General features: G+C 50.2%; 19 protein-coding genes and 1 riboswitch. Of the genes, 7 read left to right on the top strand and 12 right to left on the bottom strand.

Annotation, left to right across the window (positions count from 1 at the left end; genetic code table 11):
* The first annotated feature begins 160 nt into the window (after positions 1-160).
* Both N7E60_RS06500 and N7E60_RS06505 read left to right on the top strand, forming a co-directional pair.
* Complete coding sequence (locus N7E60_RS06500; protein WP_269598437.1) at positions 161-523, top strand: DOPA 4,5-dioxygenase family protein; 363 nt, start codon at positions 161-163, stop codon at positions 521-523.
* Complete coding sequence (locus N7E60_RS06505) at positions 520-846, top strand: DUF4144 family protein (RefSeq protein WP_269598438.1); 327 nt, start codon at positions 520-522, stop codon at positions 844-846. The genes N7E60_RS06500 and N7E60_RS06505 overlap by 4 nt, the downstream gene beginning before the upstream one ends.
* On the opposite strand, the gene N7E60_RS06510 is transcribed toward N7E60_RS06505, so the two are convergent.
* Positions 843-1622: a TerC family protein gene (locus tag N7E60_RS06510; RefSeq protein WP_269598439.1), complete on the bottom strand. Its 780-nt coding sequence runs from the start codon at positions 1620-1622 to the stop codon at positions 843-845. The genes N7E60_RS06505 and N7E60_RS06510 overlap by 4 nt on opposite strands.
* Before the next feature lie 226 nt (positions 1623-1848).
* On the opposite strand from N7E60_RS06510, the gene N7E60_RS06515 reads away from it, so the two are divergent.
* The 4 genes from N7E60_RS06515 (at position 1849) to N7E60_RS06530 (ending at position 3805) form a co-directional block, all read left to right on the top strand.
* The gene (locus N7E60_RS06515) at positions 1849-2397 is read left to right on the top strand and encodes a lipocalin family protein (protein WP_269598440.1); all 549 of its coding nucleotides are present in this window, start codon (positions 1849-1851) and stop codon (positions 2395-2397) included.
* Between the two features lie 12 nt (positions 2398-2409).
* The gene (locus N7E60_RS06520) at positions 2410-2703 is read left to right on the top strand and encodes a Fis family transcriptional regulator (protein WP_167314322.1); all 294 of its coding nucleotides are present in this window, start codon (positions 2410-2412) and stop codon (positions 2701-2703) included.
* Between the two features lie 98 nt (positions 2704-2801).
* Complete coding sequence (locus N7E60_RS06525) at positions 2802-3230, top strand: VOC family protein (protein WP_069587571.1); 429 nt, start codon at positions 2802-2804, stop codon at positions 3228-3230.
* Positions 3231-3235: 5 nt separating this feature from the next.
* Positions 3236-3805 carry an O-methyltransferase gene (locus tag N7E60_RS06530; protein ID WP_269598441.1) on the top strand — a complete coding sequence of 190 codons (570 nt, stop codon included), beginning with the start codon at positions 3236-3238 and terminating at the stop codon, positions 3803-3805.
* A 62-nt stretch (positions 3806-3867) separates the two neighbouring features.
* Here the strand turns inward: N7E60_RS06530 and punC are convergent, their stop codons facing one another.
* A complete protein-coding gene (gene punC, locus N7E60_RS06535) occupies positions 3868-5073 on the bottom strand; it encodes a purine nucleoside transporter PunC (protein ID WP_269598442.1) in 1206 nt (401 codons plus the stop codon).
* Between the two features lie 105 nt (positions 5074-5178).
* Here punC and punR point away from each other — a divergent pair, with 105 nt between their 5' ends.
* Positions 5179-6078: a DNA-binding transcriptional activator PunR gene (gene punR, locus N7E60_RS06540; RefSeq protein WP_077640300.1), complete on the top strand. Its 900-nt coding sequence runs from the start codon at positions 5179-5181 to the stop codon at positions 6076-6078.
* A 1-nt stretch (position 6079) separates the two neighbouring features.
* Here punR and N7E60_RS06545 read toward each other — a convergent pair whose 3' ends face one another.
* The 10 genes from N7E60_RS06545 to N7E60_RS06590 form a co-directional block, all read right to left on the bottom strand.
* Positions 6080-6706, bottom strand: a complete 627-nt coding sequence (locus N7E60_RS06545; protein WP_269598443.1) for a CDP-alcohol phosphatidyltransferase family protein — start codon at positions 6704-6706, stop codon at positions 6080-6082.
* A complete protein-coding gene (locus N7E60_RS06550; RefSeq protein WP_269598444.1) occupies positions 6699-7370 on the bottom strand; it encodes an ATP-binding cassette domain-containing protein in 672 nt (223 codons plus the stop codon). Before N7E60_RS06550 ends, N7E60_RS06545 begins: the two co-directional genes overlap by 8 nt.
* Positions 7330-9039, bottom strand: a complete 1710-nt coding sequence (locus N7E60_RS06555) for an ABC transporter permease (RefSeq protein WP_269598445.1) — start codon at positions 9037-9039, stop codon at positions 7330-7332. Before N7E60_RS06555 ends, N7E60_RS06550 begins: the two co-directional genes overlap by 41 nt.
* Before the next feature lie 13 nt (positions 9040-9052).
* Positions 9053-10201, bottom strand: coding sequence for an ABC transporter substrate-binding protein (locus N7E60_RS06560; RefSeq protein ID WP_269598446.1), 1149 nt, complete (start codon positions 10199-10201; stop codon positions 9053-9055).
* Between the two features lie 18 nt (positions 10202-10219).
* The gene (gene lpdA, locus N7E60_RS06565; protein WP_269598447.1) at positions 10220-12355 is read right to left on the bottom strand and encodes a dihydrolipoyl dehydrogenase; all 2136 of its coding nucleotides are present in this window, start codon (positions 12353-12355) and stop codon (positions 10220-10222) included.
* A 283-nt stretch (positions 12356-12638) separates the two neighbouring features.
* Positions 12639-13232 carry a TfoX/Sxy family DNA transformation protein gene (locus N7E60_RS06570; protein ID WP_096628211.1) on the bottom strand — a complete coding sequence of 198 codons (594 nt, stop codon included), beginning with the start codon at positions 13230-13232 and terminating at the stop codon, positions 12639-12641.
* Between the two features lie 107 nt (positions 13233-13339).
* Positions 13340-13442, bottom strand: a riboswitch (cyclic di-GMP riboswitch).
* Between the two features lie 180 nt (positions 13443-13622).
* Positions 13623-14627: an HTH-type transcriptional repressor PurR gene (gene purR / locus N7E60_RS06575; protein ID WP_269598448.1), complete on the bottom strand. Its 1005-nt coding sequence runs from the start codon at positions 14625-14627 to the stop codon at positions 13623-13625.
* A gap of 260 nt (positions 14628-14887) precedes the next feature.
* Positions 14888-15664 carry a heme ABC transporter ATP-binding protein gene (locus N7E60_RS06580; RefSeq protein ID WP_269598449.1) on the bottom strand — a complete coding sequence of 259 codons (777 nt, stop codon included), beginning with the start codon at positions 15662-15664 and terminating at the stop codon, positions 14888-14890.
* Entirely contained in the window at positions 15661-16698 is a 1038-nt protein-coding gene (locus tag N7E60_RS06585) for a FecCD family ABC transporter permease (RefSeq protein WP_269598450.1), read from the bottom strand. The genes N7E60_RS06580 and N7E60_RS06585 overlap by 4 nt, the downstream gene beginning before the upstream one ends.
* Positions 16698-17540: a heme/hemin ABC transporter substrate-binding protein gene (locus N7E60_RS06590; RefSeq protein ID WP_269598451.1), complete on the bottom strand. Its 843-nt coding sequence runs from the start codon at positions 17538-17540 to the stop codon at positions 16698-16700. Before N7E60_RS06590 ends, N7E60_RS06585 begins: the two co-directional genes overlap by 1 nt.
* Between the last annotated feature and the right edge of the window lie 195 nt (positions 17541-17735).

Consider the following 17735-nt stretch of genomic DNA (forward strand, 5'->3'; position numbering starts at 1 on the left):
AGGTTGTTACCAAACTAAAGCGGCTTCGGCCGCTTTTTTATTACCTGATGCTGTGTTAGCTAACGCTATGATTGAATAGCCACACCTTTGGTCACTATTTCTTTGCCTTGGTTTCACGTAAACTATTCTCAATTCCATCTTGTTGAATCGAATGATGCTTATGTCTTTTTTACACGCTTTTCCCAATGTTCATCAGGCTTACCACGCCCATGTCTACTATGAGGCCGACACCGAAGCGCAGGCGGATATTATCTATCAAGCAGCCGCTGCATCGTCACTGCCCATCGATCTTGGCCGCTTTCATCGCAAATGTGTCGGCCCACACCCAAAGTGGAGCTTTCAAATCGCTTTTGACAACGCTGCGTTCGATGAGGTGATGGCATGGCTTGAGGCGCATCGGGGCGATTTAACCGTGTTTTTGCATGGCGTGACGGGCGATGATTACATAGATCACACTGATCATGTCGGTTGGATGGGTCCGTCTGTTGAACTCAATTTGGCTATGTTTAAGCCCAAGCAATGAATACGTTTCTTGACTATCCGGCGCTCCTGATTTGGCATGGCGATGACGAACTCTCGTCTGCCTACGATTCGGCGTCGCTTAAGGCGCTGAGCGAAAACGTGATCACAGAAGACGATCGGCTGGTAGATAGCCAAGGCGTTTGCTGGTTGAGCCAAGATGGGGGGCAGCACTGGCAGCCAAGCGGGCAAGTCATGCCACTTGACCAGCTTGTGGCGCGTGTCCAAGCGCACTATGCGCAGCTGGGTCAATGCTGTGTGGGAAAAATCCAGTTTAAAGATAGGGCCGCCGCCATCAAAAGTGTGGCGACGGCCCCTGAGAATTAACGGCTGTTAGTAATCCGACGTGACACTTTTAACGAAAAGTGCGGACGAATACGCTTGATGTTCAAGCGCTGCTTGTTACGCAATCGAATGTGGCAGAGCTCAAGTATCAAACCAAATGCCATCGCAACGTACACGTAGCCTTTGTTGATATGAATGCCAGCACCTTCGGCCATCAGCAGCAAGCCCAATAGCACCAAGAACAGCAAGGCCAAGGTTTTAAATCCAGGATAACGGCTGACCAGATTATTCACGGGTTCGGCCGCGATCATCATAATGATGGCGGCGGTTACAATGGCGGCGACCATCACGGGTACATCTTGGGTGAGACCGACCGCAGTGATCACTGAGTCCATCGAGAACACCGCATCTACCGCAACGATTTGCAGCAAAATTACTGCCATGCCGGTGCGAACTTGTGTCGAGTGGCTCACGGGTTCGCCATGACCCAACCATGCCCACAGCTCTTTGGCACTTTTTAGCAGCAAAAAGCCACCACCAAACAGCATGATAAGGTCTTTACCGGTAACCGGTTCCGTACCAATCGTAAACAGTGGCGCAGTCAACGACATGACCCATGCGATGGAGAGCAGCAAGCCAATTCGGCTGATCACGGCAAGACCAATACCCAAGGTACGCGCGAAGCGGCGTTTCTCTTTGGGGAGACGCTCACACAATACGGAAATAAAGACTAAGTTATCAACACCCAATACCACTTCAAGGGTCAGAAGGGTAAAAAAGACCACCCACGTTTGGGGTTCCATAAAGAGTGTTAACATACGATTACCTCCTCGTTAAAGGAAGCGGGGGAGGGCATAAAACGACATCGGTCGCTGTCCATGGATTGTGATTACCTCTGTGACTAAAGAGCGCTTATATAAGCACCAGTTTGGCGCCTTGGCAAGCAGAAAAACAGCGAGTTGACCAAAAATTGACAAAGCATGTAAACGATCAAACTTGTTGCTGAGTAAGACTTATCATGTTGGATTTAAAGAGGGAATAACGATGAAAAGAGGCTGGATGATTGGGTTGTTGTCCTTAATGTTGACCGGGTGTTTAGGCATGCCAAAACAAGTCACGCCAGTAACAAACTTTGAGGTTAGCCGCTATTTAGGCACTTGGTATGAAGTGGCGCGACTGGATCACTCGTTTGAACGAGGATTGTCGGATGTGACCGCGACCTATTCGTTGCGTGAAGACGGTGGCGTGAAAGTGATTAATCGTGGCTACAGCCGTGAAGAGGGAAAATGGCAAGAAGCGGAAGGCAAGGCGTACTTCGTTGAAAATGATAAAACGGGGTACCTGAAGGTTTCATTCTTTGGGCCTTTCTATGGGTCGTATGTGGTGTTTGAGCTGGATGATGATTACCAATATGCCTTTATCTCGGGGCCTGACCACGATTACCTATGGCTGCTATCGCGCACGCCAACCGTCTCGGAGTCGGTAAAGGAACAGTTTATTGCAGCGGCAAAACAGCGGGGTTTTGCCACTGAAGGGCTGATTTTTGTCGATCACACTCGCACGGATCCCAAACATAAGAGCAATGAGCAGTAAAAGAGAAGCATCATGCGAAAAACAGACAAGAAATATGACAAAGCGATTCGAGAGGCACTGACAGAGGTTTGTGAGCTCACGATGGAAAATATCGAGGGGTTCGAGTGGCTGACGCATGAGGTGAATTATCAGCGTTTTCCACAAAGCTTAATCGTGCGGTTGATGTTTAAAGACCAGCAGACGCTAGCCAGCTTTAAACGGAGTGATGACTACCAAGCCGTTCTGAATGATATACAAACTCGCCTCACTGCTGCAGGGGTCACACTGAAAAACATCAATCAACATATTGAGTTAGATACACTGTAAGGCTGTGACTACTCGCACACTTACCTTATGGCTGACACGCTACAGTGTGATATGAAAGTGACTCAATGCCTCTATCGATTAAGCGAAGGAGCAGCGGTATGGAAGCACGAATAAGCATTATCACGTTGGGTGTCGCTGACTTATCACGGTCGTATGAATTTTATCGCCAGTTGGGTTTTCCCACGCACAATCACCCTGAAGAAGGCATCGTGTTTTTTAGTACCGCAGGTACGCGATTAGCGTTATATCCCGCTGACGCGTTAGCCGATGATATTAAACCCGGACTCACCGTTAATGAGACAGGATTTGGTGGTATCACATTGGCGCATAACACGCGATCTAAAGAAGAGGTCGACGAGGTACTGGCGCTGGCAGAGCGTTGTGGTGGTCGGATCGTTAAACCTGCACAAGACGTTTTTTGGGGAGGCTACAGCGGCTACTTTGCCGATCCGGATGACTATCTTTGGGAAGTGGCTTATGGCGATTGTTGGCAATTTGATGATAACGGCAGCCTTGTCTTGGATTAATAATCATGAACGCCTTACTGGAACAGCTGCAAATGCAGGGGACAGAGAACGACGCCCTGCAACAGGATAAAAGTAAAAAATGGCTGAATATTACGCCTGGAACCGGAAAATTCTTAGCGCTGTTAGTGGATGAAATTCAGCCTACCCGTATTTTAGAAATCGGTACATCAATGGGCTATTCAACGTTATGGCTCGCGCGCGCAGGCGGCAATAGCGTGCAGGTGGTAACGATTGAGCGCGATGAAGCAAAACACCAACAAGCGCAGCAGCACTTTAGGCAAGCCGGCATGGATAAACGGATAGATGCGAAATTGGGCGACGCGAGTGACTGGATGACTCGCCTTGAGGGACAGTTTGAGCTCATTTTTCTTGATGCCGACCGAAGTCAGTACCTGTCCCTAGCGCCACGCTTGTTCCAACTCCTCAAGCCTCAGGGTGTGCTGGTAGTCGATAATGCATTATCCCACGCTGATGATGTTGCTCCTTTTAAGCGATGGCTTGAGCAACAGCCTGAACTCGATGTGGGTGTACTTCCCATTGGGAAAGGTGAGATTGTTGCCTATTTGCGTGATTGAAAGTTGGCAGGATAAAAAAGGCGTCGCGAAAGACGCCTTTTTAGTCTCGAAACTCAGTGGTATTACGCGGCTGCTAGCGTTTGAGCTTGACGGTTTGCATGCCAGACCAAGCCAAAGCCAATAATGACCACCACGCAGGTTGACAGCATGACGGTGGTGACGGCGATCAAGCCGGAGGCTGCAAACGCAGACACCACAGCGCTCGCTACGAAGCAGACCATCATTTGCAAGAAGTTCAATAGCCCCGCAGCGGTCGCACTACAGGATTTGAAATTTTCCAAGGCGCGATTGACGACCAGTGGATAGATGGCACCGTTCGCTGCCGCGAGGAAACAAAACGGACCTAAAATTACCCAGATGTTGGTGACATCGGTACGCCAGCTGATCAAAAAGATAACCACAACACTGATAACAAACAGCTTAAGCAGCCAAGGCAAGATACTGTGATCTTTAAGCTTATTGAGGGCATGACGACAGGCGTAACCACCGACGACAAAAGCAATGGTTTGTGGAATATAGCTCAGACCAATATCCGCTTCGGTATAACCCATGGCTGACATCACGAACGGTGATCCCGTCAGATAAGCAAAAAATGCCGCGGAACAACCTGCGAAAATAAGCATGTTACCGATGAATTTTTTTGACTTAAAAACTTGCTGATAGTCACTTACAAGTTTATCAATAATTTTAGTATCTTGTGTGGGTTTTGAAAGGCTTTCCTTTTCTCGTAAGGTAAAGGCAACAAAACCAACCCCTAACGCAAATAAAACCACAAAAATACTGCGCCAATCATATAGGGTGAGCAGGTGTGAGCCGACAAGTGGCGCCAATGCTGGCGATAATGCGACGAGCGGCATGATGGTTGCGAACACTTTCTGTCCCAGTTTGCCATCATAGCGGTCAATGACCACGGCTTGCCAAATTACCGCAGCGCTACACGCTCCCAAGGCTTGAACTAGACGTGCGCCAAGCAATAAATAAATGTTATTAGCAAAAATACACACCACAGTCGCGACTAAATAAAGGCTCAAGCCAATCAACAGCGCGGGCTTGCGGCCGATGCGATCAGACAGCGGACCATAAACCAGCTGTCCACAGGCCATCCCTAGCAAAAAGATACTTAAGGTGAGGCCGATATTGGCGGGAGAGGTCGCCAAATCGAGTCGCATCGCCTCAAAGGCAGGTAAATACATATCAGTGGCTAAAAAGCCCAGCATACTGAGCCCCGCTAGCCACAGTAGCGTCATAAACGGTACTTGCTTGTTCATTTTTTGTCTCTTGATAGAAAACTCGACATAGAGATAGTTTATGGCTGACAAAGCTGGCTGTGAAACGCTATGATTTGAACATTGCTTTCAAAAAAATTGATTTGAATGTTTTCTTACCAAGATTTTCATGTGATCGATGTGGTTGCACGGCGGGGAAGTTTCTCTGCGGCGGCCGATGAATTGCACAAGGTGCCGAGTGCGGTGAGCTACACGGTACGACAGATTGAAGACAAACTGGCCGTTACTCTGTTTGAGCGACTTCACCGCCAAGTGCGGTTGACGCCGGCAGGAGAATACTTTGTGGCGCAAGCACGGGATATGCTGAAAACTATGGAAGATATTCGTCTACAAACGCAGCGAGTGGCCAACGGTTGGACACAAAGTGTCTCGTTAGCACTGGATAACGTCGTGCGCGAAGATAGCGTCAATACGTTGGTGCGGGATTTTTATGATGCGTTTCCTGATGTCGAGTTGTTGCTAACCATGGAAGTGTTTAACGGCGTATGGGATGCACTGGCTGATGATCGAGCTGATATTGCGATTGGTGCCACGGCTGCTGTCCCAGTGAGCGGCGCGTTTCGCTATCGGGAAATGGGCACCCTGCGCTGGCGGTTTGTGGTGAGCCCATCGCATCCACTCGTACAGTGTACTCAGCCACTGGCTAATGAGCAGCTTGCGCCGTATCCGGCTATTTGTTTGGAAGACACTTCGCGCCGCTTGCCGCGTCGTACGACATGGCTACTGGATAATCAGCGCCGTCTTACCGTCCCTAATTGGCACAGTGCCATGCAATGTTTTAAGGCCGGGCTGGGCATTGGTGTGATGCCTTCACACATGGCAGAGGACGCGATTGCGCGAGGTGAGTTGGTGGAGCTTGCCCTTGAAGAGCCGTTATTAAGCAGTCCGTGCTGCATTGCATGGCGCTCGGACAAAGAATCACCACCGGTGCGCTGGCTGCTCGATTACTTAGGCGATAAAGAGCAGCTGCAACACCAGTGGCTATAAGCTAGGAGGAGGGCGTATCGAGTGTACGCAAGGTATGATAGCCCGCCCAAACTCGTGAGGCGGCGGTGATTAAACAGGCTGCGCCAAAAATGCCGGCAATCCACGCCATGTAGGTAGGGAAAATACACATCAACACAAAGCTTGCAATGGTCTCCGTCCCTTCGGTGATCCCGCCGATATAATACATCGACTTGTTGGCGTAAACCGGGTTATCAATCTGGTGTTTGCTGGCCATGATCGCAAACGCTAAAAAGCTTGCGCCTGTCCCCATAAAGCAAAACAGCAAAAAACTGGCAGCAATGGCGTTACTGGCGGGATCGGCCAGGGCAAACCCAAAAGGGATGGCCGCGTAGAAGATAAAATCGAGGGTTATGTCTAAAAAACCTCCAGCATCCGTGAGCCCTTGCTCGCGGGCGAGCGCACCATCGAGGCCATCGAAAAGTCGATTAATGATAATAAACATAAGTGCTAGCCAGTACATTTGTAGCGCGAGAGCCGGCACCGCCAGTACGCCAATCAAAAAGCCTGAGAGAGTGACGGTATCAGGTTTTACCCTCCATTTTGTAAGCTGCACCGCTGCCTGCTTCAATGGCCAGCGGATCACCGCGATGGCATAGCGATCAAGCATTTTGTATCTCCTCTTGCAGTGCTGAGTCAGCTGGGCGTTTAGGCCAATTTAAACAGCGGCTCTGGTCCGCAATATCCTCGGCATCATGCGTCACAATCAACGCAGGGATGTTTCGCTGCGCGATTTGCTCAAACACAAAGGTGCGAAAATCCCGCCGCAGCGGCTTATCCAGCTTACTAAAGGGCTCATCAAGCAAGATAGCATCGGGGGCGGCGAGTAATGCACGCAACACACTGATCCGCGCGCGCTGCCCGCCGGAGAGCTGGCTGGGGGCATAATCGGCAAACTCCGCTAAATTGACAGACCCTAATGTTGCGATGGCCTGATCACGTTTTTGCGCTTTGCGCATCGAGGATGGCAAAGCAAACGCCAAGTTTTGCCAAACATTTAAATGCGGGAAGAGTAAATCATCTTGAAACAAAATCCCGATATGGCGCTGCTCAGGCGGTAAGTGATCAAAAGGCTCACTATTTAACGTCAGTTGACCGTTGTAATGCATGGGCGGTTGGATGTGCCCTGCCAATACGCTCAGCAGACTCGATTTCCCGCAGCCACTGGGTCCCATCACAGTAAGTATTTCTCCCGGGGCGACCGAAAATGACAAATCACGCACCAAGCATTGATCAGGCGCGTTTATGGTGAGTTGGTTGACACACAGTGTCATGGTGTTGAGCTCCTGAGATAGTTGGTGTTGATGTAGGTAAAAGACGGCGTTCAGCCACGCGGCTCATCACAGTAGCCAAGGCGAAAACGATAAGGGGAAGCATCGCTTGCATCAGTCCATATAAGCCACTGATACGACGATCGAGGCCGCTCGATAAGCTAACTGCCTCGGTAGTGAGCGTATTAATGCGTCCCGCGCCCAGCAATTGTGTGGGCAGGTATTGCGCCAAACTGACACTCGCGCCAACCGCCCACGCTAAGATAATGGCGGGCAAAAGCAGCGGCAGTTTAACCCGCCACCATGCAAGCATGGCGCTGACACCGAGGCTTCTGGCGGTTTGCATAAGCCGCATATCAAACTGCTGCCACGGCCCGTCGAGTGCGAGGTACACATAAGGAAACGCGAAAAAAATGTGAGCCCAAAGGGTTGCCGGCACGTGCCACTGGCCGGGGAGGCTATACACCGCCACCTGAATGCCAAACAAGATAGAGAGTTGAGGAACCAATAACGGAATGGCGATGACGGCTCTTGGCACAGAGCGTTGCTGATTGACCGAGCGTTCCAGACACCCGATGGCAAACAGCAAGGCGACACTGGCGCTGATCACTGCCAGAACGATGCTGTTCCCCACCAATGACCACACATAGCTAAGCTCTTGCTCCCAGAACCGTAAGCTATATCGACTCGGGAGCCAATCGGGAAATGACCAGCGCAGCGCGAATGACCACATCAGCAACACAGGCATAATCGCAAGGGGAGTGATAAACACCGGCCACCAGAGTGACTTACCAGGTAACCATGCGTGGCGGCGCCCCGTGTATTGCCAGCGATTGAGACATTGGCAACCAAGCCACGCCAAAAAGCGAAACAGCAATAAGGCCAAGCCACACAGGGCAAATAGCAGCAGGGCACCGGCTGAAGCTCTGGGCAATAGTGCTAAATCCGGGTCATTAAACCACTGCCATACCAATACCGCATAGGTAGGCGGCGTATTCGGCCCGAGGATCATCGCTACATCAACCACTGACAGGCTGTAGGCGATGACGGCAAAAATCGGGAAACGCATTTTGGCCAGCCAAAGCGGGAGAATGACTTTTAGCCAAGTTGCGGTGCGGTTATACCCGAGGCTGGTTGATACCATCGTCAGCCGAGAGACATCAATTTGACGCAGCACCGACAGACTCATCAACAATAAAAAGGGGGTTTCTTTTAGCGTCAGCGCCAAGGTGAGCCCAATAACATAAGGGTCTTGTACCAGCGCCCAAGTCACGGGGTTATCACCGAGAAGGGGACTTAGCAGGCGAAACAGCCAACCCGAGGGGGAAAGCAGTAAAACCAGACCAATGGCAAAGGCGACGTGTGGTAACGCAAGTAGGGCGGGCAAGCGCGCACTGATCTTCTGCCAAATGGGCGTTTGCCAAGTGGCCTGTAAAATCATAAAGCTAAGTGCCACCGCGAGCAGGCTACTGCCCAATCCTGAGATGAGTGTAAGTTGAATCGATTGATACAGGCCCGGCCATGCGATCACATGTCGCCAGCCGCTAATATTAGCCTCCATAAGCCCTAGTGTGGGCACGAACGCAAAGGCACTCGCGAGTATGCCGCCAACCCCTGGCAACAAGGGCAGGCAGCATACCGTTAGGGTAATGGCAAACAGCAAACGTGCCATATCAGCCTCTTTTCTATTGGCCGTAGCGTTTCAGCCAAGCACTCTCAAGCGCGGTTTGCCAGCTTGGATGTGGCTCGGGCTGGGTATTAAAGCGACTGACCTCGGCGGTGTCGGATAATTTAACAACCGGTGGATCGCCCCATACTTGGGTGTCGGCTTTACGCAGTTGTGCCTTTTCACTCATCAAGAAATTGATAGCGACCATAGCGCCGGCTTTAGCGTTGGCGTTGTATGGAATCGCCATAAAGTGAATATTCGATAGCGCGCCTTGGTCAAAGGCAAACGCACGCGCTGACGGGGCGAGTTTTCCAGAGGCTACCGCTGCTTTTGCCGCATTAGGGTTAAACGCAATCGCCACGAGAAGCTCACCATCGTCCAACAGTTGGATAGTTTCGGCACTGCCTGACGGGAACTGAGCGCCTTCGCGCCATGCCACTTGATGTAGTTGGTCTAGATAGCGCCACAGTGGGGCGGTCACGGCGTCAAAGTCTACCTCATCAACCGGCAGGTAAAGTGCCTCGCGCACATCGGTAAGTTCCAGCAGGGCGGCTTTCAAAAAACTGGTGCCATGAAACTCGGGTGGTTTGGGGTAACTGATACGGCCAGGGAATGCTTTAGCCAAACTTAACAGTTCGGCGAAAGAGCGAGGTGGGTTGGCCAAGGTTTTCTGATCATGGATAAACACCAGCTGTCCCACCCCCCAAGGTGCTTCGAGGCCGTCTGTTGGCTCAGTGAAGTCTTCTTCAACCGGTAAACTTTTATCGACAATTTGCCAATTGGGGAGCGTGCTGACAAAAGGGCCGTACAGCAAATCATTTTCCTTCATTGATTTGAAGTTTTCGCCGTTAATCCAAACCATATCGACACTGCCGCCGCTATCCTTACCGGCGGTCTTTTCGGCAAGCAGACGATTCACGGTTTCAGCGATATCCGCCACTTTGACATGTTTCAGTGTGACACCGTAATCGCGTTGTAACTCGCGACTTGCCCAGCGCAGGTAAGTATTGATCTCTTGATTGCCGCCCCATGCGTTAAAATACACGGTTTGACCCTTGGCTTGTTGCTCAATACTTTCCCAACGGTCGTTTTCCGTGCTCGCAGAGGCAGTAAAACTGGCGGTACTTGCAATTGCCAATGTTAACGCCGCTATCCAGTGTTTCATTGTCGTTTCCCTTTTCAATTAGTGACGCATCCAACGATGATATTTTTCGACCCATTTCAGTAGCATCTCGGGTGCATGGGCTTGTTTCCACATCCCGGCGGTATACTTCACCGCTTCACTCATGGTGGGATATGGATGGACGGTGCCCAAAATTTTATTTAGTCCTAACCCGTGCCGCATGGCGAGAGTAAACTCCGCGAGCAAGTCGCCCGCATGCTCGCCAACAATAGTCACTCCCAGAATGGTATCTTTTCCTTTTGGTGTCAGCACCTTAATAAAACCGTGATCATTGCCGTCAGCAATCGCGCGATCCAAATCATCAATGCCGTAATAGGTTACTTCCACCTCTTGCTGATTGGCTTTGGCTTCTTTTTCATTGATACCCACGCGCGCGACTTCTGGCGATGTATAGGTCGCGGCAGGCATTACTGAATAATCAGCACGAAAGCGTTTAAATTGCCCGAATAGTGCATTCACCGCGGCATACCATGCTTGATGAGCACTGGCGTGGGTGAGCTGAAACGGACCCGCTACATCACCTACCGCATAGATATTCGGGTAGGCGGTTTGCAGATACTCGTTGACTTGAATTGTGCCACGCTCGGTCACTGGAATATCGAGCTTTTCGAGACCAAAGCCTTTGGTGTTGGCACTGCGCCCTAATGCGACCAGCACCGCATCAAATGAGACAGACTTCTCACCGTCAGGGCCATCGAGTAAGGCGATTTGCTCATTATCACTGTGTTGAAATGCTTTGACTTTGTGCTGTGTTAAAACCGTGACGCCGTCACGCTCTAACGCCTGTTCAACCAACTGGGCGGCATCTTTATCTTCGCGGCTGAGAAGTTGGTCGGCCATTTCCGCGAGCGTGACTTGGCTGCCTAAACACGCAAAACTTTGTGCCAATTCTGCGCCAATGGGACCCCCGCCCAAAACCAACAACCGCGGCGGCAGGTCATTCAGAGACCAAATCGTATCTGAGGTGTAATGCGTGACCTCAGCCAAACCGGGAATCGGGGGCAACATAGGGCGTGCGCCGGTCGCAATCACGATGTTGCGGGTAGTGAGGCGTTCGCCATTCACCTCGACTTCCCATGGCGAAACGATGTGTGCTTCGCCTTGCACACACTCCACGCCGAGTTTGGTGTAACGCTCGACCGAATCGTGAGGCTCAATTTGGGTAATGACTTGCTTAACCCGCGCCATGACCGCCGGAAAATCAACCGCTGGCGCTTGGGTATGAATGCCAAACGTCTTAGCCTTGCCAATTTCTCGCATGGTTTTCGCCGCACGGATCAGCGCTTTTGAGGGAACACATCCGGTGTTTAGGCAGTCTCCTCCCATCGAACCTTTTTCGACCAGCGTAACCTTCGCTTTCACTACCGCCGCGATATAACTTGATACCAAGCCGCCTGCACCGGCACCAATCACCACCATATTGCGGTCAAACTGATGGGGCTTGTTCCAACCTTGATAGCGTTTACGACGCGTGATCCACGCCATAACCCACTTTGCCACCAGTGGGAAGACACCCAGTAAGGCGAGTGAGCCAAGCACCGAGGGTGACACCACGTCGCCAAGTGCGTCGATTTGGGCCAGTTGGGTCCCTGCATTCACGTAGACTGCGGTACCCGGCAACATACCGAGCTGACTGACCCAATAGAAGGTGCGGGTTTTGAACGAGGTTAGCCCCATCACCAAGTTAATCAGAAAAAACGGGAAAATCGGGATCAGGCGGAGGGTCAACAGATACAAGCTACCGTCTTTCTCTATGCCGCGATTAATGGTATCGAGCTTATTGCCAAATTTGGCTTGGACCCAGTCGCGCAACATAAAGCGACTCACCAAGAAGGCGAGGGTGGCGCCAATCGAGCTAGCAAAGGAGACCAACACCAATGCCCACCAAAAGCCAAAGAGTGCCGCGCCCAATAAACTCGCCACTGCCGCACCCGGTAAGGACAGGGCGGTCATCACTACATAGCCGACAAAAAACACCAGGCTTGCGGTGGTCGCGTTTTCGATAATGTAATCATTCAATGCCACTTGTTGTGCTTTGGCGTTTTCAAGCGTGAGCCACTGGCTGAGATCTAAACTGAACCAAAGTGTTACAAGCGCCACCACCACTAAACCAAGCAAGATCTTTTTTACTGGCATACTGTGTCTCGTCCGATAGTAAATGGGCCCAGTTATTACTTTAGGTGCTGTAGCTAAATTAACTGGCTGATTTGTCGGTTACATTGAGGAACTGTGTCCTTAATCGTACCTTTAACCAGACCCGACCGATCGAAAGAAACTTTCGTTTTTTGTCTGAAATCAGTTTGAATGATGATTTATTGAGCGTTTAGTGCGTGCAGAAAAAGCGACACCGCCATGAAGGCGGTGTTGGACGCGAACATTGCTCACAAAAAAGGTAGAGAGGTATGGGGGTTGTGAGGAATTAATTTTCTAAATGTTGTAATAATTCTTGGCGACGTTGGGGTGGAACCACAGACCAATGCTTGCCAGTAATCGCACCTTCTAGTGACCACAGTAACTCCAAGCTTAGCTCTTTTTCATGCGCAGAAAGGAGCGCTTTATAGGCATTGACGGCACCTTGTTGCTGTAAGCTTTCAGGCGTCTCAATACCTGCTTTTTTCAGCATGCGCTCGGTCGCGAGCCGTAAATTAGGTAAGTCTTTTAGACGAGACGGTGTGGCTTGTTTTTTCAAATCACGATCACGGGTCGCGACATCCAGCGCCTCTTTGGCTTCTGTGAGCAGCTTATCTTGGTCATCCCACCAGTATTCAGGGATCGCAAAATATTTCGTCACGACAGGAAAGCCGCGCTTTTTATACACGTAGGGTGCCAAGCCTTGTTTTTTTAATAGTGCTTCGTTTTCTTTTCCAGCACGTAAATGGAGAGTGTTGTTAACGACAAGCGCGAACATGGTGTCTTCACAAAAGATACCAAATCCACCGAACATTGAACGGGACTTTATGCTGCCAAATTTGGCAAATAACTTCATTGCGTTCTTTAAAGCTGGTTTATCCATTTGATTAAAATCTCGATGAATTACTAATGCCTAAAAAAGACGTCATAATGTAACAAGGCAAGATCGCAGAATTGTCAACGAGCCATCAAATTTGTCAGCTTTGATATGTTGGCAACCCCGCTACCGTTGATATTTTGACATCATGTCAAATTACCGTTAGGCCGGAGGCTTTGCGTCCCATGCTTTCGCCATGGTTTGCCTTGTTCAAACGCTATTAAGCATATAATAATTAGACACCGATGTCGTCCTCTCCCATCACACAAAATGTGATCTTGGTTCAGGGTGGGTGTAATTGATGAACTAGAGTAAAAGCACTACCGGAAGAGTAGTCGCGTAAAAAAGCACCGCCAAGACATTGACGGTGCTCTTCATAAAAGTTTCATTAAAACATTAAGATAGTGTTTTAACTGACTGTCGACTCACTAGTGCAGGTTGCATTTCGAACACTTGCTGTTGAGTCTCGTTGTTGGCAATTCGCGCGAGCAAGAGCTTGACGGCCGTTTTGCCTAGACGGCGTTTGGGCTGGTGAATAGTTGTCAATGGTGGCGAGAAATACTCGGTGAGATCAATATTATCGTAACCAATCACCGATATATCATCTGGCACTTTCAAGCCGTGCTCGTTAAATGTACTAATGGCCGCTAATGCCATAATGTCATTAAAACAAAAGACAGCGGTCGGGCGGTCTGACATCGTCGCCAATTGCTTCGCGGCAATTTGCGCTTGATCGGCTTCGAAATCTGCCTCAATCAGCCAATTTTTATTCACTGGAATATTGGCTTCTTTTAACGCACGGAAATAACCGTTTAAGCGATGCTTACAGGTATTTTTATCCATTTGGCCAGAAATACAGCCAATTTTAGTATGTCCATTATCAATAAAGTGTTTGGTGGCAAGGTAACCGCCTAATTCAGCGTTATCTTCTATACGGTCTGTATCAATATGGTGACTGCCCCAATCCATCACGACCATAGGCAGATCGCGTTTTTTTTCCAATAACAGCATCAAATCTTCGTTGAGATCAGAGCACACCACAATGAGTCCGTCGACGCGCTTTTCTGACAACATACGCAGGTAGTCGCGTTGCTTTTCGAGGTTTCCCTCGGTATTGCAGAGAATCAGTGTGTAGCCTTGCTTGTAGCAATAGTCTTCCACACCGTGAACAAGCTCGGCGAAAAAGGGGTTAGTGGATTTGGTCACCAACATACCCAGTGTACGTGTTGTGTTGCATTTCAAGCTTCGCGCCACAGCACTTGGGGCGTAGTTTAATTCTTCAACCGCTTGCCATACTTTCTCAGTCGTCTTCTCGGCGACAAAGCGGGTTTTGTTTATCACGTGTGACACCGTCGTGGTCGATACACCGGCGAGACGCGCGACATCTTTAATCGTTGCCATCTTGATTCTTCTTTGTAGTAATGCGTAGGGATCGTTACTCGCGACCTTACAGAAAAACGCCGCTGTTCGTCAGCGGCGATGTCTTTCACAATCCCGGCACATCAGACGGTTGCGAAGGTAACGAATCCGATTTCATTCATTCTCATAGCTAATCGGTTGCGCTCTCAGTTTACTTAGGTTGGCGCACACTCGCAATTGGTCTGATCAGCGAAAATGGACCAACAGACGGTTTTGTGAGCCAGCTATGATGTATTTATCAATTAAGACACGATCAGTGGACAGTCATGCTCCGGATGAGTCAGAACGGTCAGCGGGTATTGGTAGATGTCTGCCACTCTATCACTACTAAAACACTGCCACGGGTCGCCGGATAGGACGATTCGACCCGCTTTTAAAAAATGCAGTTGATCGGCGTATTGCGCCGCCAAATTCAGGTCGTGCAACACCAATAGCACTGTCATTCCTTGGTCTGCGAGTGCTCGACAGCGCTTTAGGGTGTAATGCTGATGGGTAATATCTAAGGCCGAAGTGGGTTCATCCAGCATCAGTATCGCTTGATCCGGTGCGGTTTGTGCTAGCTGTAATGACACGCGTGCCATGTGTACGCGTTGTTTTTCACCGCCAGATAAAATCGGATACGGTCGATGAGCAAGATGGCTAATATCCCATGCCGTTAGTTGCTCGCTGGCAAGGGCCGCGATCTGTTCTCGGTTTGCCTTTAGTGGTGTCGCCCCCATCTCGACCACTTCTTGCGCGGAGAATGCAAACGTGAGCCCGCTATGTTGGGGAAGGAAGGCAACTCGTCGGGCAAATTCATCACCTTGCCACTGGCTTTTTGGCTGTTGCCAAAACTGCACACTGCCATGCTGATGTTTGTCGCTAATCAATTGCTTTAACAGTGTACTTTTCCCCGCACCATTCGGCCCGAGTAAAACGTGTAACTGGCCGGCAGTAAAGGCTATATCAATCTCGCTTAGCAGTTGACGGCCGTTAAGCGCATAGCTGAGCTTGGAGATTTGAAGGGCAGAATCTGTCATTCGTGAACCACTGCTTTTCGTTGTTGAATAAGAAGCCATAGAAAGAAAGGAGCACCCATTAGGGCGGTAATAATGCCAACAGGCAATTCGGCGGGGGCGACAATGACACGGGCAACAATATCGGCCAAGGTCAGTAACAGGGCACCAAGAATGGCTGATAAGGGCACCAGTGTGCGATGATCCGGGCCGGCAATTAAACGTCCAATGTGTGGGATCACTAGACCCACAAAGCCGATAAGACCGGCAGCACTTACCGCAATGCCCATTCCCGCCGCGGTCACAACAATGAGTAGGCGTTTTAAATGGTGTACATCAATGCCCAAATACGCCGCTTCGTTTTCACCGAGCAAAAGGGCATTTAAGTGGCGTGCGCGCTGGTAGGCAAATACCGTGAGTAAGCATGCAGCGATGCCAGTGAGAACAATTTGTCCCCAAGTCGCACCGGTCAGCGACCCCATCGACCAAAGGGCGATGTCTCGTAACGTTTGATTATCCGCAACATAGTTAATTAAGCCTAATGCAGCGCCGGACAAAGCACTGATCGCAATGCCCGCTAGCAACATGATGGTCACCGAACTGCCCATGGCCGTTGTGCCAATTCTGTATACAAACAGGGTCGCCAGTAGTGCACCGATAAACGCAAAGGCAGGCACCGAAAACACAAAGCTAGCCTCGATACTGCCCCAAGAGAGCAATAGCAAGCCCAGTGCGCCTCCTAATGATGCGCCGCCAGAGACACCGATAATACCCGGGTCAGCGAGAGGGTTGCGGAAAAGCCCCTGCATCAAAGTGCCGCAAACGGCGAGCAATGCACCGATAAAAATACACAGCAAGGTTCGAGGTAATCGAACTTGTTGAACGATGGCGAGTACATGCGGCTCAACATTGTCATGCCAAGGGGTTAAGCTCTGTAAACTGGTCAGCCAGCCAAGTTGCCATTGTCCCACCGCGATAGACGTTACCCCTACGACGACAAGTGCGACGATGAGCGCTGGAAAAACATGCGACTGTGAGGATCGAAAAGACGCTTGCATTAGTCGTTCTCTCCAACGACGGTGCGCTGAATACGAATGGCTTCATCCAGTGATTTCAGGCTAAGCCCTCCCACTAACACACTGCCGTCAATTGGAATAATACGCTGCTGTTGGAATGCGCGCGTGGCATTGAGTAAAGGCACGGCATCAGCGAGTCCTTCAACACCGCCTAGCTGATCGAGAGAACGTTGCATGACCAAGATAAAGTCCGGATCAAAGCCCAGTAACGCTTCTGGCGACAGTGGTTTATAGCTACTGAGCGCCGTGGCGGCAGGGTTAGTCGCACCCATCAGCGACAACAAGGTATCCGGTGAGGTATTGGCACCCGCGACACTGGCAGGACGTCCTTGGTGAACCAGAAGAAACACGCCTTTGAGCGCGGTTTTGGGGGCATGCGCTTTTAATGTCGCAATCTTGGTGTCTATGTCGGTCAGTAACTCTGCGGCTTTGGACTCTGTGTGGGTGAGACTCGCGACTTTTTTAATCCGTGTTTTGAGTGTATCGACGCTGGGTTCACTAGACAGTCGAGCCACGGTTACCCCTGACGCTTCGATTTTCTCCAAAACCGGGGTAGGGCCCATTTCATCTGAGCCTACGACTAGAGTCGGTGATAAAGACAGCACACCTTCGACGGCGAGCTGGCGATGATAGCCGACATTCGGCACGTCTTTGTTCGGTAGATGGCTGGTGACATCAATGCCAACTATCTGTTCTGTTGCACCTAATTCAACCAGTAAGTCTGTTACACCGGCCCCCGCGCTGACAATGCGTGGTGATGCTGTGACAGAGAGTGAGAGTAGTGCTGAGGCGAGGGCAAGCAGTCTAACCGCGGCAGTTGCCATGATGAATTCCTTTATTTATTAAACCAGTCAATGTGAGTGCAATGCTCGACGTCAGTCCATTACACACTGTTAGTGAACGGAAATGTAATTATGAGTTACAAACCTAATTACGAGCAATTATCGTTTACATTGCCGTTAATGATCAATACAATCCTGCCAAATTGTTCATGATTCTCATTTTTGATTGGCTCAATA

The organism is Salinivibrio proteolyticus (assembly GCF_027286365.1).
Lineage (GTDB): Bacteria > Pseudomonadota > Gammaproteobacteria > Enterobacterales > Vibrionaceae > Salinivibrio > Salinivibrio proteolyticus.